The sequence below is a fragment of the Roseibium sp. genome (assembly GCF_965276855.1).
Lineage (GTDB): Bacteria > Pseudomonadota > Alphaproteobacteria > Rhizobiales > Stappiaceae > Roseibium.
In genome coordinates this window covers 2,270,525-2,285,901 of record NZ_OZ255700.1, presented here as the reverse complement: position 1 = coordinate 2,285,901, position 15,377 = coordinate 2,270,525, and the positions used below count along the sequence as shown (strand labels likewise).

The window sequence follows — 15,377 nt, the reverse complement described above, 5'->3', positions numbered from 1 at the left end:
TCCCCTGTGCCAAAAACCACCGTGTTGTTTGTGTGCCCCGACAACAGTTTGCTCGGGCCGATGGCCGAGGCCTGCCTCAATGCCAGAGGCAGCGGCCTCATGAGGGCTTTCTCTGCAGGCCTTAAGCCTGCGGCGCAGATCAGCAAGAATGTCAGCCGCCTTTTGTCGGAACATGGCGTGAGCGCGCAAGGCCTTTCTCCGAAATCCATTGATGTGTTTTTGATGCCATATGCGATCGTGCCGGATCGGATCATTTATCTGAGCGACGTAAAGGCGATCCTTCAACCGTCGTCCTGGAAGGGGACAACATCAAGCCATTGGTGGAGTGTGACGGATGGCGGCGCCTTGAGCGATGATCTTGCAGCTTGTTCTGCTTACCTTAAACGTATCCGGCAAGCGATTGACGGCCTGATTGATCCGTCCGTCCCATCGGAACTTTCCACCAGCAACAAGGTTGCCTGACGGAAATTTGTAGAGTTTCCGCGGGAGCCTTTGGATTTTCGCCAAATTGTAGGCTAAGAGTGGCGGCATATTGGGACGTCATTCAGGGACTGATTCGTTATGAAGCGTGCGGCAAACTTGGGTTTGGTTGTGGGGTTGGTGATTCTCGCTGCGGGATGCCAGAGGCTTTCCGGCGGACCGAATTATGCTGCACCGCTGCCCGCCACGCCGACGACGCCGGTCAACTCCGGTGCTTTGCAGCCGCTTGACCCTGCAGTCCCGGGAACTGAAACCGCGACAGCCGGGCTTGATGGAACCGCACCCACAACCGACGGTGCCGTGGCAGCCGTGACACCTCCTGCAAACGCTCAACAAGTGGGCCGTACCGACCTCCTCGGCGGCTGGAAACTGGCCTCTGGCGCCGACAATTGCATGGCATTCATGACCTTGACGACCTGGTCTGGTGGCTACCGTGCAAATACTAGAGGTTGTGCGACGCCGGTGCTGACCGGAATTTCCGCATGGGATCTGAATGGCAATCAGGTGGTCTTGAAGGATGGGAGCGGGCAAACTGTTGCGCAGCTCTACTCAAGCCAATCCGGGCGGTTTGACGGCCAGACGGCAACTGGAGTGCCGGTCTCTCTTTACCGTTAACAGCCCTCGGTATTTTTTCTGGACAATGCTCGTAATGCGTGTATTTTTGCGTGGTCAACTAAGGACTGTGCAAATGTCAAAATATGAACCGTTGCGGGAGCACTTGGCCAGAATGGACGACGTGGTGTGGGCCGCGAAGCTGGACGAGGTCGAGGAGATCATCGGATCAAACCTGCCGCGCAGCGCCAGAGAGCATCGCACCTGGTGGGCCAATTCCGGCGGTAGTCTGGTGCATCAAAATGCTTGGCTGGATGCTGGATGGCGTGTCGAGCGGACGGACCTGAACCGGGACGTCATCATTTTCCGGCGCCTCCGGATCGGGGGAACCAACATCGCGGCCCAGAGCCAACGCGCGCAAAAGGATGTTCGAAACCCTCAGCGCGTTGCCGAAAAGCGGTTGACCCGGGAAATGGCTTCCTTGCGGCAGCCGGCGACCGTGACCCTGCGGACCGAGTGGACGACACTTGGTGACGTTCAAAAGACACCCTGTTCAAATTCAACGATCCCGAGGGATGCGGGCGTTGTCCGTTTCGCCGCCATGGATGGGGAAGAGGTCAGGACAGTGATCATTGCAACGCAATCGATCCACAAACTCTACCGCGCTCTTCGTTTGGAGATGAAGGGCATGTCCGGGTCTGATGAAGATTTGCCGGCACTCAAACTCATCAACAAGTCCGGCTTTGACCCGAAGCAGCCCATTGAATGCGATGTTGTGAAATCTGGAAATGCTTGGCTGCTCACCGATGGGCGTGGCCGCAAAGCCAAAATGGATGACAAGACAGAATGTCATCTCGTGGCGCAACTCCTTTACGTGCAAGAGCTTCAATCCGGCCGGACGAGCAAGCTTTTGCAGGTTTGACGGGGCCGCCGCACCCTGATCATGTCCTCCAAAATTTCTCAGGGTGGTCCTCTCCAGCGCCCGCTGGAGAGGATTTTTTGTTTCTCTCTCAAGTCGTTGGCTGACGAATGCCAGAGATCGGGAGTTTTAATTGATTTAAAGGCAAAACTCACTTCGCGTGGTTCCAACTGGCAGTCCCGCAAACATGTCATGTCAGAAGAGCCGTAACGCTTTTTGATAGCTTGCATCTGCGACGTTTTGACAGTATCCCCGCCCCCAAAAGGTCACGCCTTACCCTCCATGGACTTGCAGGATGGAGCTCAGCACTTGAAGCTGGAATTGCCGGTCAACCGCGCCTTGGGCGCCCGCTACGATGCGCTTGTCGCATCCGGTGATATTTCTGAAGACCCGGTTCAGCGCGAGGCAGTCCGGCATCTTGATCTTCTCAACACCCGTCTTGGCGAGACACGACTGGCTTCTAAGAAGAGCTCGCTTGGCTGGCTGTTTGCCAAGAAAAAGAACCAGCTCTGGGCCTCCGTTCAGGGGCTATATATGTGGGGCGGAGTCGGTCGGGGCAAAACCATGCTGATGGACCTCTTCTATGAGGTCACCGTGATCCGGCGCAAACGGCGTGTGCATTTTCATGAATTCATGGCCGATGTGCATGAACGGATCCATGCGCACCGGCAGGCGCACAAGCGGGGCGAAGTCAAGGGTGACGATCCGATCCCGCCCGTGGCGGCGCAAATCGCCGAAGAGACCCGGCTGCTTCTCTTCGATGAATTTTCCGTCACCGACATCGCCGATGCGATGATCCTGGGGCGACTGTTCACCCAGCTGTTCGAGTTGGGGGTGATCGTTGTCGCCACCTCGAATGTGGACCCGGATCTTCTCTACAAGGACGGTTTGAACCGGCAGCTTTTCACGCCGTTTATCGGACTGTTGAAGTCCAAGGTCAGCGTGTTGCACCTGGATTCACCGACCGATTACCGGCTTGAAAAACTTGCAGGATCTCCCGTCTATTTGACGCCGCTTGGGGATGAGGCGCGCGCTCAGATGGACGATCTCTGGCAACGTCTGACTCACGGTATGCCGACGCACAAGGAAGAGCTCGAAAATAAGGGCCGGAAGATCCCCGTTCCCTGCACGGCAGCCGGTGCGGCACGGTTTACATTCGACGATTTGTGTATGCAGCCGCTTGGGGCAAGTGATTATCTGCGTATTGCGCATGCCTACAGCACGCTTTTTCTGGACGATGTGCCGGTGCTGTCGAAAGCCCGGCGCAATGAAGCCAAGCGATTTATCACACTTATTGATACGCTTTACGATAACGGCATCAAACTGATCATCTCCGCTGCGGCTGAACCGGCCGATCTTTACGTGTCGACAGACGGAACGGAGGCCTTTGAATTCGACCGGACGGCCTCGCGGCTGATCGAGATGCGTTCAGAAGCCTATCTGGCGGGTGAACGGCGGGAAAGACACGCATAGGTATGCATTCCCTATAGGGGAGGAATGTGTGCGGGAATAAATGAAAAAATTTGGTTTTGCTGGCGCAATATACTTCTGGCGAGGTTGCGCGGGCGGAACAAAGGGAGTAGTGCCATCGTCAGTCATCGGCGGATGGCATGGAGTTCCATCTTACGTAAAGGGAAACTTTCGATATGGCGCGGAACAAGATTGCCTTGATCGGCTCGGGTCAGATTGGCGGCACGCTCGCTCACCTGGCAGGCTTGAAGGAACTGGGGGACATCGTTCTCTTCGACATCGCGGAAGGCATGCCGCAAGGCAAGGCTCTCGATCTAGCAGAGTCCTCTCCGGTCGACGGCTTTGATGCCAAGCTGGCAGGAACCAACACCTACGAAGCCATCGAAGGCTCCGACGTTGTCATCGTTACCGCAGGCGTGCCGCGCAAGCCGGGTATGAGCCGCGACGATCTTCTGGAAATTAACCTGAAGGTCATGGAGCAGGTCGGCGCAGGTATTGCCAAATACGCTCCGAACGCGTTTGTCATCTGCATCACCAACCCGCTCGACGCAATGGTCTGGGCTCTGCAGAAATTCTCCGGCCTGCCGAAAAACAAAGTCGTTGGCATGGCTGGCGTTCTGGACAGCGCCCGCTTCCGTTACTTCCTGGCTGACGAGTTCAATGTTTCCGTTGAAGACGTTACCGCATTCGTCCTTGGCGGCCACGGCGACACCATGGTGCCGCTGACCCGTTATTCTACTGTTGCAGGCATCCCGCTCACCGATCTGGTGAAAATGGGCTGGTGCACAGCTGAGCGTCTCGAAGAAATCGTTCAGCGCACCCGTGACGGCGGCGCAGAGATCGTTGGTCTCCTGAAAACCGGTTCGGCTTTCTACGCACCGGCAGCATCCGCGATCCAGATGGCCGAAAGCTACCTGAAGGACAAGAAACGCGTTCTGCCATGTGCAGCTGCCCTCGACGGTCAGTATGGCCTCAAAGATACCTATGTCGGTGTTCCGGTTGTGATCGGCGCAGAGGGTGTTGAGCGCATCATTGAAATCGACCTGCAGGGCGACGAAAAAGCGGGCTTTGAAAAGTCGGTCGCGTCTGTCGATGGCCTGGTTGAGGCCTGCAAAAAGATCCAGCCGGCGCTCGCATAAGATCAGCGCCTGCCGACGAGTTTTAGCGGCCGCCCCGTGTTGGGGCGGTCCTCCGACAACGGGGGAAACACATGAACATTCATGAATACCAGGCCAAGGCCGTGCTGAAGGAATTCGGTGCACCAGTGGCCGAGGGCGTTGCGATCTTTTCTGCCGATGAAGCAGAAGCCGCTGCCAAAAGCCTGCCGGGCCCGCTTTGGGTCGTCAAATCCCAGATCCACGCTGGTGGCCGTGGCAAGGGCAAGTTCAAGGAATTGGATGCAGATGCCAAGGGCGGTGTCCGCCTCGCCTTTTCTTTGGATGAAGTTAAAGCGCATGCAGCAGAAATGCTTGGCAACACGCTGGTGACAGCCCAGACCGGGGAAGCTGGCAAGGTTGTCAACCGTCTCTACATCGAAGATGGCGCGGACATTGAGCGTGAGCTTTACCTCTCCATCCTTGTTGACCGCACCGTCGGCCGTCCGGCATTCGTTGTGTCCACCGAAGGCGGTATGGACATTGAAGCTGTCGCCGAAGACACCCCGGAAAAGATCATCACGCTTCCGATTGATCCGGACACGGGTGTCACTGAGGCGGATGCTGCCAAGCTTTGCGATGCTCTCGAATTGACCGGCGCGGCTCGCGAAGACGGCTTCAAGCTCTTCCCGATCCTGCACAAGGCGTTTGTCGAAAAAGACATGGCACTGCTGGAAGTTAACCCGCTGATCGTCATGAAAGACGGCCACCTGCGCGTTCTCGATGCCAAAGTGTCCTTCGACGGCAACGCCCTGTTCCGCCACGACGACATCATGGCCCTCCGCGATGAGACCGAAGAAGACGCCAAGGAAATTGAAGCGTCCAAATACGATCTCGCATACGTTGCTCTCGACGGTGACATTGGCTGCATGGTCAACGGCGCCGGCCTTGCCATGGCAACCATGGATATCATCAAGCTCTACGGTGCAGAGCCTGCCAACTTCCTCGATGTTGGTGGTGGTGCAACCAAGGAGAAGGTGACGGCTGCATTCAAGATCATCACCTCTGATCCGAACGTCAAAGGTATCCTTGTCAACATCTTCGGCGGCATCATGCGCTGCGACATCATCGCGGAGGGCGTTCTGGCTGCTGTCACTGAAGTCGGTCTTCAGGTGCCTCTCGTTGTGCGCCTTGAAGGTACGAACGTTGAACTCGGCAAAAAGATCATTTCCGAAAGCGGAATGAATGTGATCGCTGCTGACGATCTCGACGACGCCGCCCAGAAAATCGTGAAAGCCGTTAAGGGGGGCGCGTAAATGTCGATCCTCGTCAATAAAGACACGAAAGTTATCGTTCAGGGCCTGACCGGCAAGACCGGCACGTTCCACACAGAACAGGCTCTTGAGTACTACGGCACCAAGATGGTGGCCGGTGTGCACCCGAAAAAGGGTGGTGAAAAATGGTCTGCCGGCGTCGAAGGCGCCGCAGAGCTGCCGATCTTTGCTTCCGTAGGTGAGGCAAAGGAAGCAACCGGTGCTGACGCCTCCGTGATCTACGTTCCACCGGCTGGCGCGGGCGCCGCGATCATCGAAGCGATCGATGCGGAAGTCCCATTCATCGTCTGCATCACCGAAGGCATTCCGGTTGCCGACATGGTCAAGGTCAAGGCGAAGCTGGAGAAATCCAAGTCCCGTCTTCTCGGCCCGAACTGCCCGGGTATCCTGACCCCTGAAGAGTGCAAGATCGGCATCATGCCGGGCTCCATCTTCAAGAAGGGTTCCGTGGGTGTTGTATCGCGCTCCGGCACACTTACCTACGAGGCGGTCTTCCAGACCTCTAACGCAGGCCTCGGCCAGACAACGGCTGTCGGCATCGGCGGAGACCCGGTCAAAGGCACCGAATTCATCGACGTCCTGGAAATGTTCCTGGCCGACGACGAAACACAGTCGATCATTATGATCGGTGAAATCGGTGGTTCTGCGGAAGAAGAAGCGGCTCAGTTCCTGAAGGACGAAGCCAAGAAAGGCCGCAAGAAGCCGATGGCTGGCTTCATTGCGGGCCGCACGGCGCCTCCGGGCCGCACCATGGGTCACGCAGGTGCTGTGATCTCCGGTGGTAAAGGCGGCGCTGAAGACAAGATCGCTGCGATGGAAGAGGCCGGTATCAAGGTGTCTCCGTCCCCGGCGAAGCTCGGTGAAACACTTCTCGAAGTGTTGAAGGGCTAAATACAAAAGAAAATCCACTGCGGATTACGGAAACTGTTTACGTTTCCTGCTGCATGGTGAAAGGATAGGTTACGGCGCGGCAACGTGCCGTGACCTTTGGGTAAACACCCAATATTTCGAGGGGCCGGTGGTGCGCATCGGTCTTTGTAGGGAACCGGCCGCGGGCCAGTTTTTTGGCTCGCCAAAGAATAAGGGCGGAGAAGCCCTCCGCTGAGTGAACATGGCACGGCAGGAAGCGAACAACGTATTCGCACTGACGTCGTTGCTTTACGGCGCCAACGCAGCCTATATCGAAGACCTCTACGCCAGCTATAAGACTGATCCCAATTCGGTTGATCCGGAGTGGCGGGATTTCTTCGCGGCATTCCAGGATGAAAAAGACGCGGTTTTGAAAGAAGCCCGCGGCGCGCCCTGGAAACGGAAAGACTGGCCGCTGCAAGCCAGTGGCGACCTCGTCAACGCGTTTGACGGCAATTGGGCGCCAATCGAGCAGAAGCTCGAAACCAAGCTCAAGCAGAAAGCGGATACGACCGGCACACCAATGTCGGATGCCGAAGTTCATCAGGCAACACGCGACTCCGTCCGTGCGCTGATGATGATCCGGGCATACCGCATGCGCGGTCACTTGCACGCAGATCTCGATCCGCTGCAACTTGCGACGCCCGGGGATCACGAAGAGCTGCACCCCTCATCCTACGGCTTCACCGAAGCCGATTGGGACCGCAGGATCTTCATCGACCATGTTCTGGGGCTGGAATACGCCACCATCCGCGAGATGCTGGACATCCTGAAGCGGACCTATTGCTCGACGCTGGGCGTTGAGTTCATGCATATTTCTGATCCGGCGGCAAAGTCGTGGTTGCAGGAGCGCATTGAGGGTCCGGACAAGCAAGTTGCTTTCACCTCTGAAGGCAAGAAGGCGATTCTCAACAAACTTGTTGAAGCTGAAGGTTTCGAAAAGTTTCTGGACGTCAAATACACCGGCACCAAACGTTTCGGCCTCGATGGCGGTGAAGCACTGATCCCGGCGCTTGAACAGATCATCAAGCGCGGCGGTCAGATGGGCCTCAAGGACATCGTACTGGGGATGGCCCACCGCGGACGCCTCAACGTGCTGACCCAGGTGATGGGCAAACCGCACCGCGCCGTGTTCCACGAGTTCAAGGGCGGCTCTTACGCGCCGGACGACGTGGAAGGGTCGGGTGATGTGAAATATCACCTTGGCGCATCTTCGGATCGCGACTTTGATGGCAACAACGTCCACTTGTCATTGACAGCCAACCCGTCTCATCTCGAGATCGTGAACCCGGTCGTTCTTGGTAAGGCGCGGGCGAAGCAGGATCAGCTGGCGGCGAAGGAAGACGGCACGTTTGTTGAAACAACAGAAGTCGAACGCAGCACCGTTCTGCCGCTTCTGCTTCACGGTGATGCGGCCTTTGCCGGTCAGGGTGTGGTTGCCGAGTGTTTCGGCCTGTCCGCACTGCGTGGTCACCGCACGGGCGGTTCGATCCATGTGATCATCAACAACCAGATCGGCTTTACGACGAACCCGCGTTTCTCGCGTTCTTCGCCGTATCCGTCCGATATGGCGAAGGTGATCGAGGCACCGATCTTCCACGTGAATGCGGATGATCCGGAAGCCGTTGTTTTTGCAGCCAAGATTGCAATCGAATATCGGCAGACTTTCGGCCGGCCGGTTGTGATCGACATGATCTGCTATCGCCGCTTTGGCCACAACGAAGGCGACGAACCGGCGTTCACGCAGCCGATCATGTACCGCAAGATCCGCAAACATCAGACAACCTTGCAGCTGTATTCCGACCGGCTGATCAAGGAAGGTGTGATGAGCCAGGAAGACGTCGACCGCATGAAAGCGGCTTGGCGTACGCATCTGGACACTGAGTTTGACTCCGGTCAGGCCTTCAAGCCCAACAAGGCCGACTGGCTCGACGGCAAATGGGCCGGACTAAAACGGGCGGATGACGAAGAAGATCCGCGCCGTGGTGAAACCGGTGTTGCGATCGATGAGCTGAAAGACATCGGCCGCAAACTGACCAAAATCCCGGACGACTTCAACGCGCACCGCACGATCGCACGGTTCATGAACAATCGTGAGCGGATGATCGAGACGGGTGAGGGCATCGATTGGGCAACCGCGGAAGCATTGGCATTTGCGACCTTGCTCAAGGAAGGCCATCCAATTCGTTTGTCTGGTCAGGATTGTGAGCGCGGCACGTTCTCGCAACGGCATTCCGTGCTCTATGATCAGGAGAACGAAAACCGCTACATTCCGCTGAACCATGTCGGGGAAGGCCAGCAGCGCTACGAGGTCATCAACTCGATGCTCTCCGAAGAAGCGGTGCTCGGTTTTGAATACGGCTACTCGCTCGCTGAACCGCGTGCCCTCACTTTGTGGGAAGCACAGTTTGGTGACTTCGCCAACGGTGCGCAGGTCCTGTTCGATCAGTTCATCTCGTCTGGTGAGCGCAAATGGCTGCGTATGTCGGGTTTGGTCTGCCTGTTGCCTCATGGCTACGAAGGTCAGGGGCCTGAGCACTCATCGGCGCGGCTTGAGCGGTTCTTACAGCTGTGTGCGGAAGACAACATGCAGGTGGCGAACTGTTCGACACCGGCGAACTACTTCCACATCCTGCGCCGTCAGCTGTGCCGCGATATTCGTAAGCCGCTGATCCTTATGACGCCGAAATCGCTTCTGCGTCACAAGAAAGCGGTGTCGAAGATCGAGGAACTTGGGCCGGACAGCACCTTCCACCGTTTGCTGTGGGACGATGCGGAATCCAACCCGGCGGCAGAAACCAAGCTGGTGTCTGACGACAAGATCAAACGTGTCGTGATGTGTTCCGGTAAGGTTTACTACGATCTTTACGAAGAACGCGAAAAGCGTGGCATCGATGATGTCTACTTGATCCGTGTCGAGCAGCTCTATCCGTTCCCGAAAAAGGCTCTGATGATGGAGCTGGCCCGTTTCCCGCAAGCGGAAATGATCTGGTGCCAGGAAGAACCCAAGAACATGGGCAGCTGGTTCTTCGTCGAGCCTTACATCGAGTGGGTTCTGGAACAGATCGATGCCAAGCACAAGCGCCCGCGTTATGCAGGCCGTGCCGCAATGGCGTCCACGGCTACGGGTTTGATGTCCGCGCATTTGGCCCAGCTGCAGGCATTCCTCGAAGAGGCACTCGGAAACTGATCACGAAGGGGGCGGTGGCCCCCTTCATCGAAATTGGCCTGGGAAATTTAAGAGAAGGCAACCATGGCAACCGAAATTCGCGTCCCAACGCTTGGGGAATCCGTATCTGAGGCAACCATTGCTCAGTGGTTCAAGAAACCGGGCGACGCCATCAATCAGGATGAGCCGCTGGTCGAGCTGGAGACGGACAAGGTAACCGTTGAAGTTCCAGCACCGGCATCCGGCACACTGGAATCCATCGTGGTCAAGGAAGGCGACACCGTTGAGGTTGGCGCTCTGCTTGGTCAAATCGCAGAAGGTGCAGGCGCTGCAGCTGCCGCACCGGCGGCTTCCGCGCCGGCTCCTGCCAAGACAGAAGCTCCGGCGGCCAAAGCTGAGCTCGTTGACGTTGTCACCCCAAGCGCGGGCGAGAGCGTGACCGAAGCTGAAGTTGGCGAATGGAGCGTCAAGGTTGGCGATACCGTCAAGGCGGACGACACGCTTGTCGAACTGGAAACCGACAAGGCCGCTCAGGAAGTTCCAGCTCCAGTCGCAGGCACCGTTGTCAAGATCGCGGCTGAAACCGGCGCAACCGTCGAGCCGGGCGTTCTGCTCTGTCAGATCGATCCGTCCGGTGCGGGCGCTGCCGCCGCCGCGCCGGCTGCAGCAAGTGCTCCGGCTCCGGCAGCTGCCGCTCCAGCACAGAGCACTGGCACCTCCATGCCGCCGGCCCCGTCTGCTGCCAAGATGATGGCGGAAAACAATCTCTCTGGTGATCAGGTTGCCGGCTCTGGCAAACGCGGTCAGGTCCTGAAGGGCGACGTCATCAACGCCATCGCCTCCGGCGCGACATCGGCCTCTGCTCCGGCGCCGGCAGCTGTTGCCCGTGGCCCGGTTGCAGCCGAAGACGAAGTCCGCGAAGAGCGCGTGCGCATGACCAAGCTGCGCCAGACCATCGCGCGCCGCCTGAAGGACGCCCAAAACACCGCAGCCATGCTGACCACCTACAACGAGGTGGACATGGGCCCGGTCATGGAACTGCGCAAGCAGTACAAGGATCTGTTTGAGAAGAAACACGGCGTGAAGCTCGGCTTCATGGGCTTCTTCACAAAAGCTGTAACCCATGCGCTGAAAGAGATCCCGGCTGTGAATGCCGAGATCGATGGCACGGACATCATCTACAAGAACTTTGCCCACATCGGCGTTGCCGTCGGCACGGACAAGGGCCTCGTAGTTCCGGTTGTCCGGGATGCGGACCAGATGTCAATTGCCGAGATCGAACAGGAAATCGGCAACCTCGGCCGCAAGGCGCGGGACGGCAAGCTCGGCATGGCCGATATGACCGGCGGCACCTTCACCATCTCCAACGGCGGTGTCTACGGTTCGCTGATGTCTTCGCCGATCCTGAATGCGCCGCAGTCCGGTATTCTGGGCATGCACAAGATCCAGGAGCGCCCGATGGCGGTGAACGGTCAAGTGGTGATCCGCCCGATGATGTATCTGGCGCTGTCCTATGACCACCGGATTGTCGACGGCAAAGAAGCCGTGACCTTCCTGGTGCGCGTCAAGGAAAGCCTGGAAGATCCGCAGCGTCTGGTTCTGGATCTCTGATCCGGACCAGTCTTCCTGTCACGCTCAAAGGAGCCGGACAATGAGCCTGGAGTTTTTGATCACTGCTTTGATCGTGGTGCTGGTCCCTGGAACCGGGGTCGTCTACACGGTGGCGGTCGGTCTGGGCAAAGGCCGGCAGGCGGCAATCGCTGCCGCCTTCGGCTGCACGCTGGGTATTATTCCGGCAATCCTGGCGTCTGTCATTGGACTGGCCGCGCTGATGCACACCAGCGCGCTGGTCTTTACGGCGGTCAAATACGCTGGCGTGGCGTACCTGCTTTATCTTGCCTGGCAAACGCTGAAAGACAGCGGTCCGCTGGAGTTGAAGGCGGACAAGTCCAACCGTAAAAGCATGATCGCAACGGTTCGCACAGGGTTTTTAATCAACATCTTGAACCCGAAGCTAACCGTGTTTTTCCTGGCCTTCCTGCCGCAGTTTGTCAGCCCGCAAGCAGCCAATCCAACTCTGGATATGGCTTTGCTTGGCGGTGTGTTCATGGCGATGACCTTCGCGGTGTTCATCGTCTACGGCATGTTTGCGGCACTCGTCGGGGAGAAGGTGCTGCGCAGCGATACGGTCATGCTTTGGATGCGCCGCGCTGTTGCGACAGCCTTTGCAGGTTTCGGCTTGCGCCTTGCGCTTGCAGAGCAGTGATGAGGTCTTTGAAAGACCTTCGAATTTCATTCTCCGGTTTCTGTTCTGACAACCGGTTTTAAAAGTGTCCGTAAGGGATAGAGAGAAAGAGGCTAAGGCGACCCAAATGTCCCAATATGATCTTGTCGTCATTGGAACCGGCCCGGGCGGCTATGTTTGCGCAATCAAGGCGGCTCAGCTCGGCCTGAAGACAGCCGTTGTCGAAAAAGAAGCGACCCTTGGCGGTACCTGCCTAAACATCGGTTGTATCCCGTCCAAGGCGCTGCTGCATGCATCAGAGATGTTCCATGAAGCGGGCCACGGGTTCGAGAAGCTCGGCATCAAGGTTGCCAAGCCGAAGCTCGATCTGCCGGGCATGATGAAACACAAGAGCGACGTTGTTGATGCAAATGTCAGCGGCATTTCTTTCCTAATGAAGAAAAACAAGATCGACGTCCACACAGGAATGGGCAAGATCTTGGGTGCCGGCAAAGTCGAAGTCACCGACAACGACGGCAAGGCATCGGTTATCGAAACGAAGAATATCGTGATTGCCACTGGCTCCGATGTGATGCCGCTGCCGGGTGTGGAAATCGACGAGAAGCAGATAGTCTCCTCCACCGGTGCGCTGGACCTTGAAAAAGTTCCGGGCAAGATGATTGTTGTCGGCGGCGGTGTAATCGGGCTGGAACTCGGGTCCGTCTGGAACCGCCTCGGCGCTGAAGTCACCGTTGTCGAATTCATGCCGAAAATCCTTGGGCCCATGGATGGCGACATTTCCAAGAACTTCCAGCGGATCTTGAAAAAACAAGGCATGGCGTTCAAGCTGTCTTCCAAGGTCACGGGCGTTGAGAAGAAGGGCAAAGGCCTTGCGGTTTCCGTTGAGCCCGCAGCTGGCGGCGATGCGGAAGTTCTTGAAGCCGATATCGTCCTGGTTGCCATTGGCCGCCGCGCGTACACGGAAGGTCTTGGTCTTGATCAGGCCGGCGTTGTTGTCGATGACCGTGGCCGGGTTCAGATCGACAATCATTACAAGACCAATGTCGACGGCATCTACGCAATCGGCGATGTGGTCGTCGGACCGATGCTCGCGCACAAGGCCGAGGATGAAGGTGTTGCGGTTGCCGAGATCCTCGCAGGCCAGGCTGGCCATGTGAACTACGACGTCATTCCGGGTGTTGTTTACACCCAGCCGGAAGTCGCCTCTGTCGGCAAGACGGAAGAGGAGTTGAAGGCGGCTGGTGTTGAGTACAAGACCGGCAAGTTCAACTTTACGGCCAATGGCCGCGCGCGAGCCATGAACGCGACCGACGGCTTTGCCAAGGTTCTGTCCGACGCAAAAACCGATCAGGTGCTCGGTGTGCACATCGTCGGCTTTGGTGCCGGTGAAATGATCCACGAAGCCTGCGTTGTCATGGAATTCGGCGGGTCCGCGGAAGACCTCGGCCGTACGTGTCATGCGCACCCGACCATGTCGGAAGCCGTCAAGGAAGCCGCCATGGGGGCATTCGCCAAGCCGATCCATTCCTAAGAGGTCTGGAAAGTTTGAAATCAAAAAGCCCGGGCAAGCGCCCGGGTTTTTTTTAAGGTTTTGTCTTGACGATGTTTAGGCGGCGCGCTTGGCGCCTTGCGCAGCAGATACCAGATCCGACAGGATTTCGCGCAAGGAGTGCTCCAGGTTCTCATCGGCCAGTTTACCCGCTTCAGTGTCGAACTTCTCGGTGAACGGCCCGATCGAGAGGCTGCCCCGAATGTCGGCTCCAAAGAAGCCCGCCGACCCGACCGCTGATTTCAGGACGCTGGCAGCACCGCCCGGCCCCATGGACGCGGACAAAGCAACTTGCGGCTTGTCCTGAAAGACCTTCATGTTGATGCGGGAGGCCCAGTCGAACACGTTCTTGAAGGCGGCGGTATATGTGCCGTTGTGTTCGGCGTAAGAAACAATCAGAGCATCTGCAGCACCGATCTTTTCATGGAACTGTTTGGCTTCTTCTGGAATGCCGCCCTCGGTTTCCCGGTCAATGCTATAAATCGGCATCTCGTAGTCGTTCAGATCGATGATCTCGATCTCCGCATTTGGATCCAGATCAGAGGTGATGATGTTGCTTGCGGCTTGAACCACCTGCTTGTTGATGGATTGGCGGCTGTTTGTTGCTGCGAATGCTAGGATTTTCATGGCTCAACCTCTTTGGTGATGTCCCACTGTCATCGTGTTGAACCCAATCTAGTATGTTGTATATTTGCTTTGAAGATATCGAGATCCGCATCTAATGCGCGAAAATGTGACATAAGATCATGCAGCACTGGACCGAGATTCGAACAGCCGCGCGTGTTGCGCGTTTGGGGACCGTAAGCGCTGCCGCCGAATCGCTCGGCGTTCACCGGGCGACCATCAACCGCCACGTCGACACTCTAGAGGCAGCGCTTGGTGGCAAACTGTTTCAGCGCCATGCAAAGGGCTTTACGCCAACCGATCTCGGGCGCGAACTGCTTCGCATTGCCGATACCGCTGACGAGCAGTTCGAGGAATTACATCGCAAGGCGCAAGGGCAGGGAGATGCGCTGAGGGGCGACTTCATCGTGACGTCCATCGCGACCTATGCGCCAACACTGATGCCGATCTTACGGGCCTTTGGCGACAAGCACCCGGGCCTTACCATCCGGTTCATGGTTAGCGACAGCCTCCTGCGCTTGGAGTATGGCGAGGCCCATGTCGCGTTTCGTGCAGGCGGCCGGCCGGAAAACCCGGACAATGTGGTTCGGGAGTTTGAACGAATTGAAATCGGTCTGTTCGCCCATCAAATCTACATTGACCGGTATGGCCTGCCCAACGGGGCAACTGACTTCCCAAAGCACCGGTTCGCCGGAACCGTGGATCCGAACACGAGGGCAGGGTTCCAGCGTTGGCTGCACGAAAATGTCCCGGCTGAGTGTATTGCATTCCGTTCCAACTCGATGGGCACACTGGCGGAAGCTGTTCTCTGCGGTAATGGAATTGGGTTTCTGCCACGTTTGGCCGCTCTTGAACGCGGGGACCTGGTCGAAATTGTTCCCCCGGATCCGGATTGGCTCTCGATGATGTGGATGGTCACCCATGTCGATCTGCACCGCTCGGCGAAAGTGCAGGCGTTTTTGAAGGAGTTGGAACATCTGCGGCGGACCGGCGATTGGTTCTAAAGGATATTCTTCAACTAAGCCGGGCAGC

General features: G+C 57.2%; 13 protein-coding genes. 12 read left to right on the top strand and 1 reads right to left on the bottom strand.

Annotated elements, in window-relative coordinates; all coding sequences use genetic code 11:
• Nucleotides 1-6 precede the first annotated feature (6 nt).
• The 11 genes from ACQY4Z_RS10460 (at nucleotide 7) to lpdA (ending at nucleotide 13,703) form a co-directional block, all read left to right on the top strand.
• Nucleotides 7-462 carry a low molecular weight phosphatase family protein gene (locus ACQY4Z_RS10460; RefSeq protein ID WP_428529014.1) on the top strand — a complete coding sequence of 152 codons (456 nt, stop codon included), beginning with the start codon at nucleotides 7-9 and terminating at the stop codon, nucleotides 460-462.
• Nucleotides 463-561: 99 nt separating this feature from the next.
• Entirely contained in the window at nucleotides 562-1,095 is a 534-nt protein-coding gene (locus tag ACQY4Z_RS10455; RefSeq protein ID WP_008196881.1) for a protease inhibitor Inh/omp19 family protein, read from the top strand.
• A 112-nt stretch (nucleotides 1,096-1,207) separates the two neighbouring features.
• Nucleotides 1,208-1,954, top strand: a complete 747-nt coding sequence (locus ACQY4Z_RS10450) for a DUF7662 domain-containing protein (protein WP_428529012.1) — start codon at nucleotides 1,208-1,210, stop codon at nucleotides 1,952-1,954.
• A gap of 312 nt (nucleotides 1,955-2,266) precedes the next feature.
• Nucleotides 2,267-3,424, top strand: coding sequence for a cell division protein ZapE (gene zapE / locus ACQY4Z_RS10445; RefSeq protein ID WP_428529508.1), 1,158 nt, complete (start codon nucleotides 2,267-2,269; stop codon nucleotides 3,422-3,424).
• A gap of 173 nt (nucleotides 3,425-3,597) precedes the next feature.
• Nucleotides 3,598-4,560: a malate dehydrogenase gene (gene mdh / locus ACQY4Z_RS10440; RefSeq protein ID WP_428529010.1), complete on the top strand. Its 963-nt coding sequence runs from the start codon at nucleotides 3,598-3,600 to the stop codon at nucleotides 4,558-4,560.
• 71 nt (nucleotides 4,561-4,631) lie between these two features.
• On the top strand, nucleotides 4,632-5,831 hold the full coding sequence (gene sucC / locus ACQY4Z_RS10435) for an ADP-forming succinate--CoA ligase subunit beta (protein WP_428529008.1): 1,200 nt from the start codon (nucleotides 4,632-4,634) through the stop codon (nucleotides 5,829-5,831).
• Nucleotides 5,832-6,740, top strand: a complete 909-nt coding sequence (gene sucD / locus ACQY4Z_RS10430; RefSeq protein WP_209172144.1) for a succinate--CoA ligase subunit alpha — start codon at nucleotides 5,832-5,834, stop codon at nucleotides 6,738-6,740.
• 220 nt (nucleotides 6,741-6,960) lie between these two features.
• Nucleotides 6,961-9,948: a 2-oxoglutarate dehydrogenase E1 component gene (locus ACQY4Z_RS10425; RefSeq protein ID WP_428529006.1), complete on the top strand. Its 2,988-nt coding sequence runs from the start codon at nucleotides 6,961-6,963 to the stop codon at nucleotides 9,946-9,948.
• Nucleotides 9,949-10,011: 63 nt separating this feature from the next.
• Nucleotides 10,012-11,538 (top strand): 2-oxoglutarate dehydrogenase complex dihydrolipoyllysine-residue succinyltransferase, encoded by a 1,527-nt coding sequence (gene odhB / locus ACQY4Z_RS10420; protein ID WP_428529004.1) that lies wholly within the window; start codon nucleotides 10,012-10,014, stop codon nucleotides 11,536-11,538.
• A gap of 40 nt (nucleotides 11,539-11,578) precedes the next feature.
• Nucleotides 11,579-12,193 (top strand): LysE family translocator, encoded by a 615-nt coding sequence (locus tag ACQY4Z_RS10415; RefSeq protein WP_008188814.1) that lies wholly within the window; start codon nucleotides 11,579-11,581, stop codon nucleotides 12,191-12,193.
• Nucleotides 12,194-12,299: 106 nt separating this feature from the next.
• Nucleotides 12,300-13,703 (top strand): dihydrolipoyl dehydrogenase, encoded by a 1,404-nt coding sequence (lpdA, locus tag ACQY4Z_RS10410; RefSeq protein ID WP_428529002.1) that lies wholly within the window; start codon nucleotides 12,300-12,302, stop codon nucleotides 13,701-13,703.
• Between the two features lie 75 nt (nucleotides 13,704-13,778).
• Here lpdA and ACQY4Z_RS10405 read toward each other — a convergent pair whose 3' ends face one another.
• Complete coding sequence (locus tag ACQY4Z_RS10405; protein ID WP_428529000.1) at nucleotides 13,779-14,348, bottom strand: NADPH-dependent FMN reductase; 570 nt, start codon at nucleotides 14,346-14,348, stop codon at nucleotides 13,779-13,781.
• A gap of 119 nt (nucleotides 14,349-14,467) precedes the next feature.
• Here ACQY4Z_RS10405 and ACQY4Z_RS10400 point away from each other — a divergent pair, with 119 nt between their 5' ends.
• Nucleotides 14,468-15,349, top strand: coding sequence for a LysR family transcriptional regulator (locus ACQY4Z_RS10400; RefSeq protein WP_428528998.1), 882 nt, complete (start codon nucleotides 14,468-14,470; stop codon nucleotides 15,347-15,349).
• Nucleotides 15,350-15,377 lie beyond the last annotated feature (28 nt).

Bases quoted from the DNA above. Each gene is read 5' to 3' on its own strand.
- ACQY4Z_RS10455 (WP_008196881.1), top strand. From the start codon at position 562: ATGAAGCGTGCGGCAAACTTGGGTTTGGTTGTGGGGTTGGTGATTCTC.
- ACQY4Z_RS10450 (WP_428529012.1), top strand. From the start codon at position 1,208: ATGGACGACGTGGTGTGGGCCGCGAAGCTGGACGAGGTCGAGGAGATC.
- mdh (WP_428529010.1), top strand. From the start codon at position 3,598: ATGGCGCGGAACAAGATTGCCTTGATCGGCTCGGGTCAGATTGGCGGC.
- sucC (WP_428529008.1), top strand. From the start codon at position 4,632: ATGAACATTCATGAATACCAGGCCAAGGCCGTGCTGAAGGAATTCGGT.
- sucD (WP_209172144.1), top strand. From the start codon at position 5,832: ATGTCGATCCTCGTCAATAAAGACACGAAAGTTATCGTTCAGGGCCTG.
- ACQY4Z_RS10425 (WP_428529006.1), top strand. From the start codon at position 6,961: ATGGCACGGCAGGAAGCGAACAACGTATTCGCACTGACGTCGTTGCTT.
- odhB (WP_428529004.1), top strand. From the start codon at position 10,012: ATGGCAACCGAAATTCGCGTCCCAACGCTTGGGGAATCCGTATCTGAG.
- ACQY4Z_RS10415 (WP_008188814.1), top strand. From the start codon at position 11,579: ATGAGCCTGGAGTTTTTGATCACTGCTTTGATCGTGGTGCTGGTCCCT.
- lpdA (WP_428529002.1), top strand. From the start codon at position 12,300: ATGTCCCAATATGATCTTGTCGTCATTGGAACCGGCCCGGGCGGCTAT.
- ACQY4Z_RS10405 (WP_428529000.1), bottom strand. From the start codon at position 14,348: ATGAAAATCCTAGCATTCGCAGCAACAAACAGCCGCCAATCCATCAAC.
- ACQY4Z_RS10400 (WP_428528998.1), top strand. From the start codon at position 14,468: ATGCAGCACTGGACCGAGATTCGAACAGCCGCGCGTGTTGCGCGTTTG.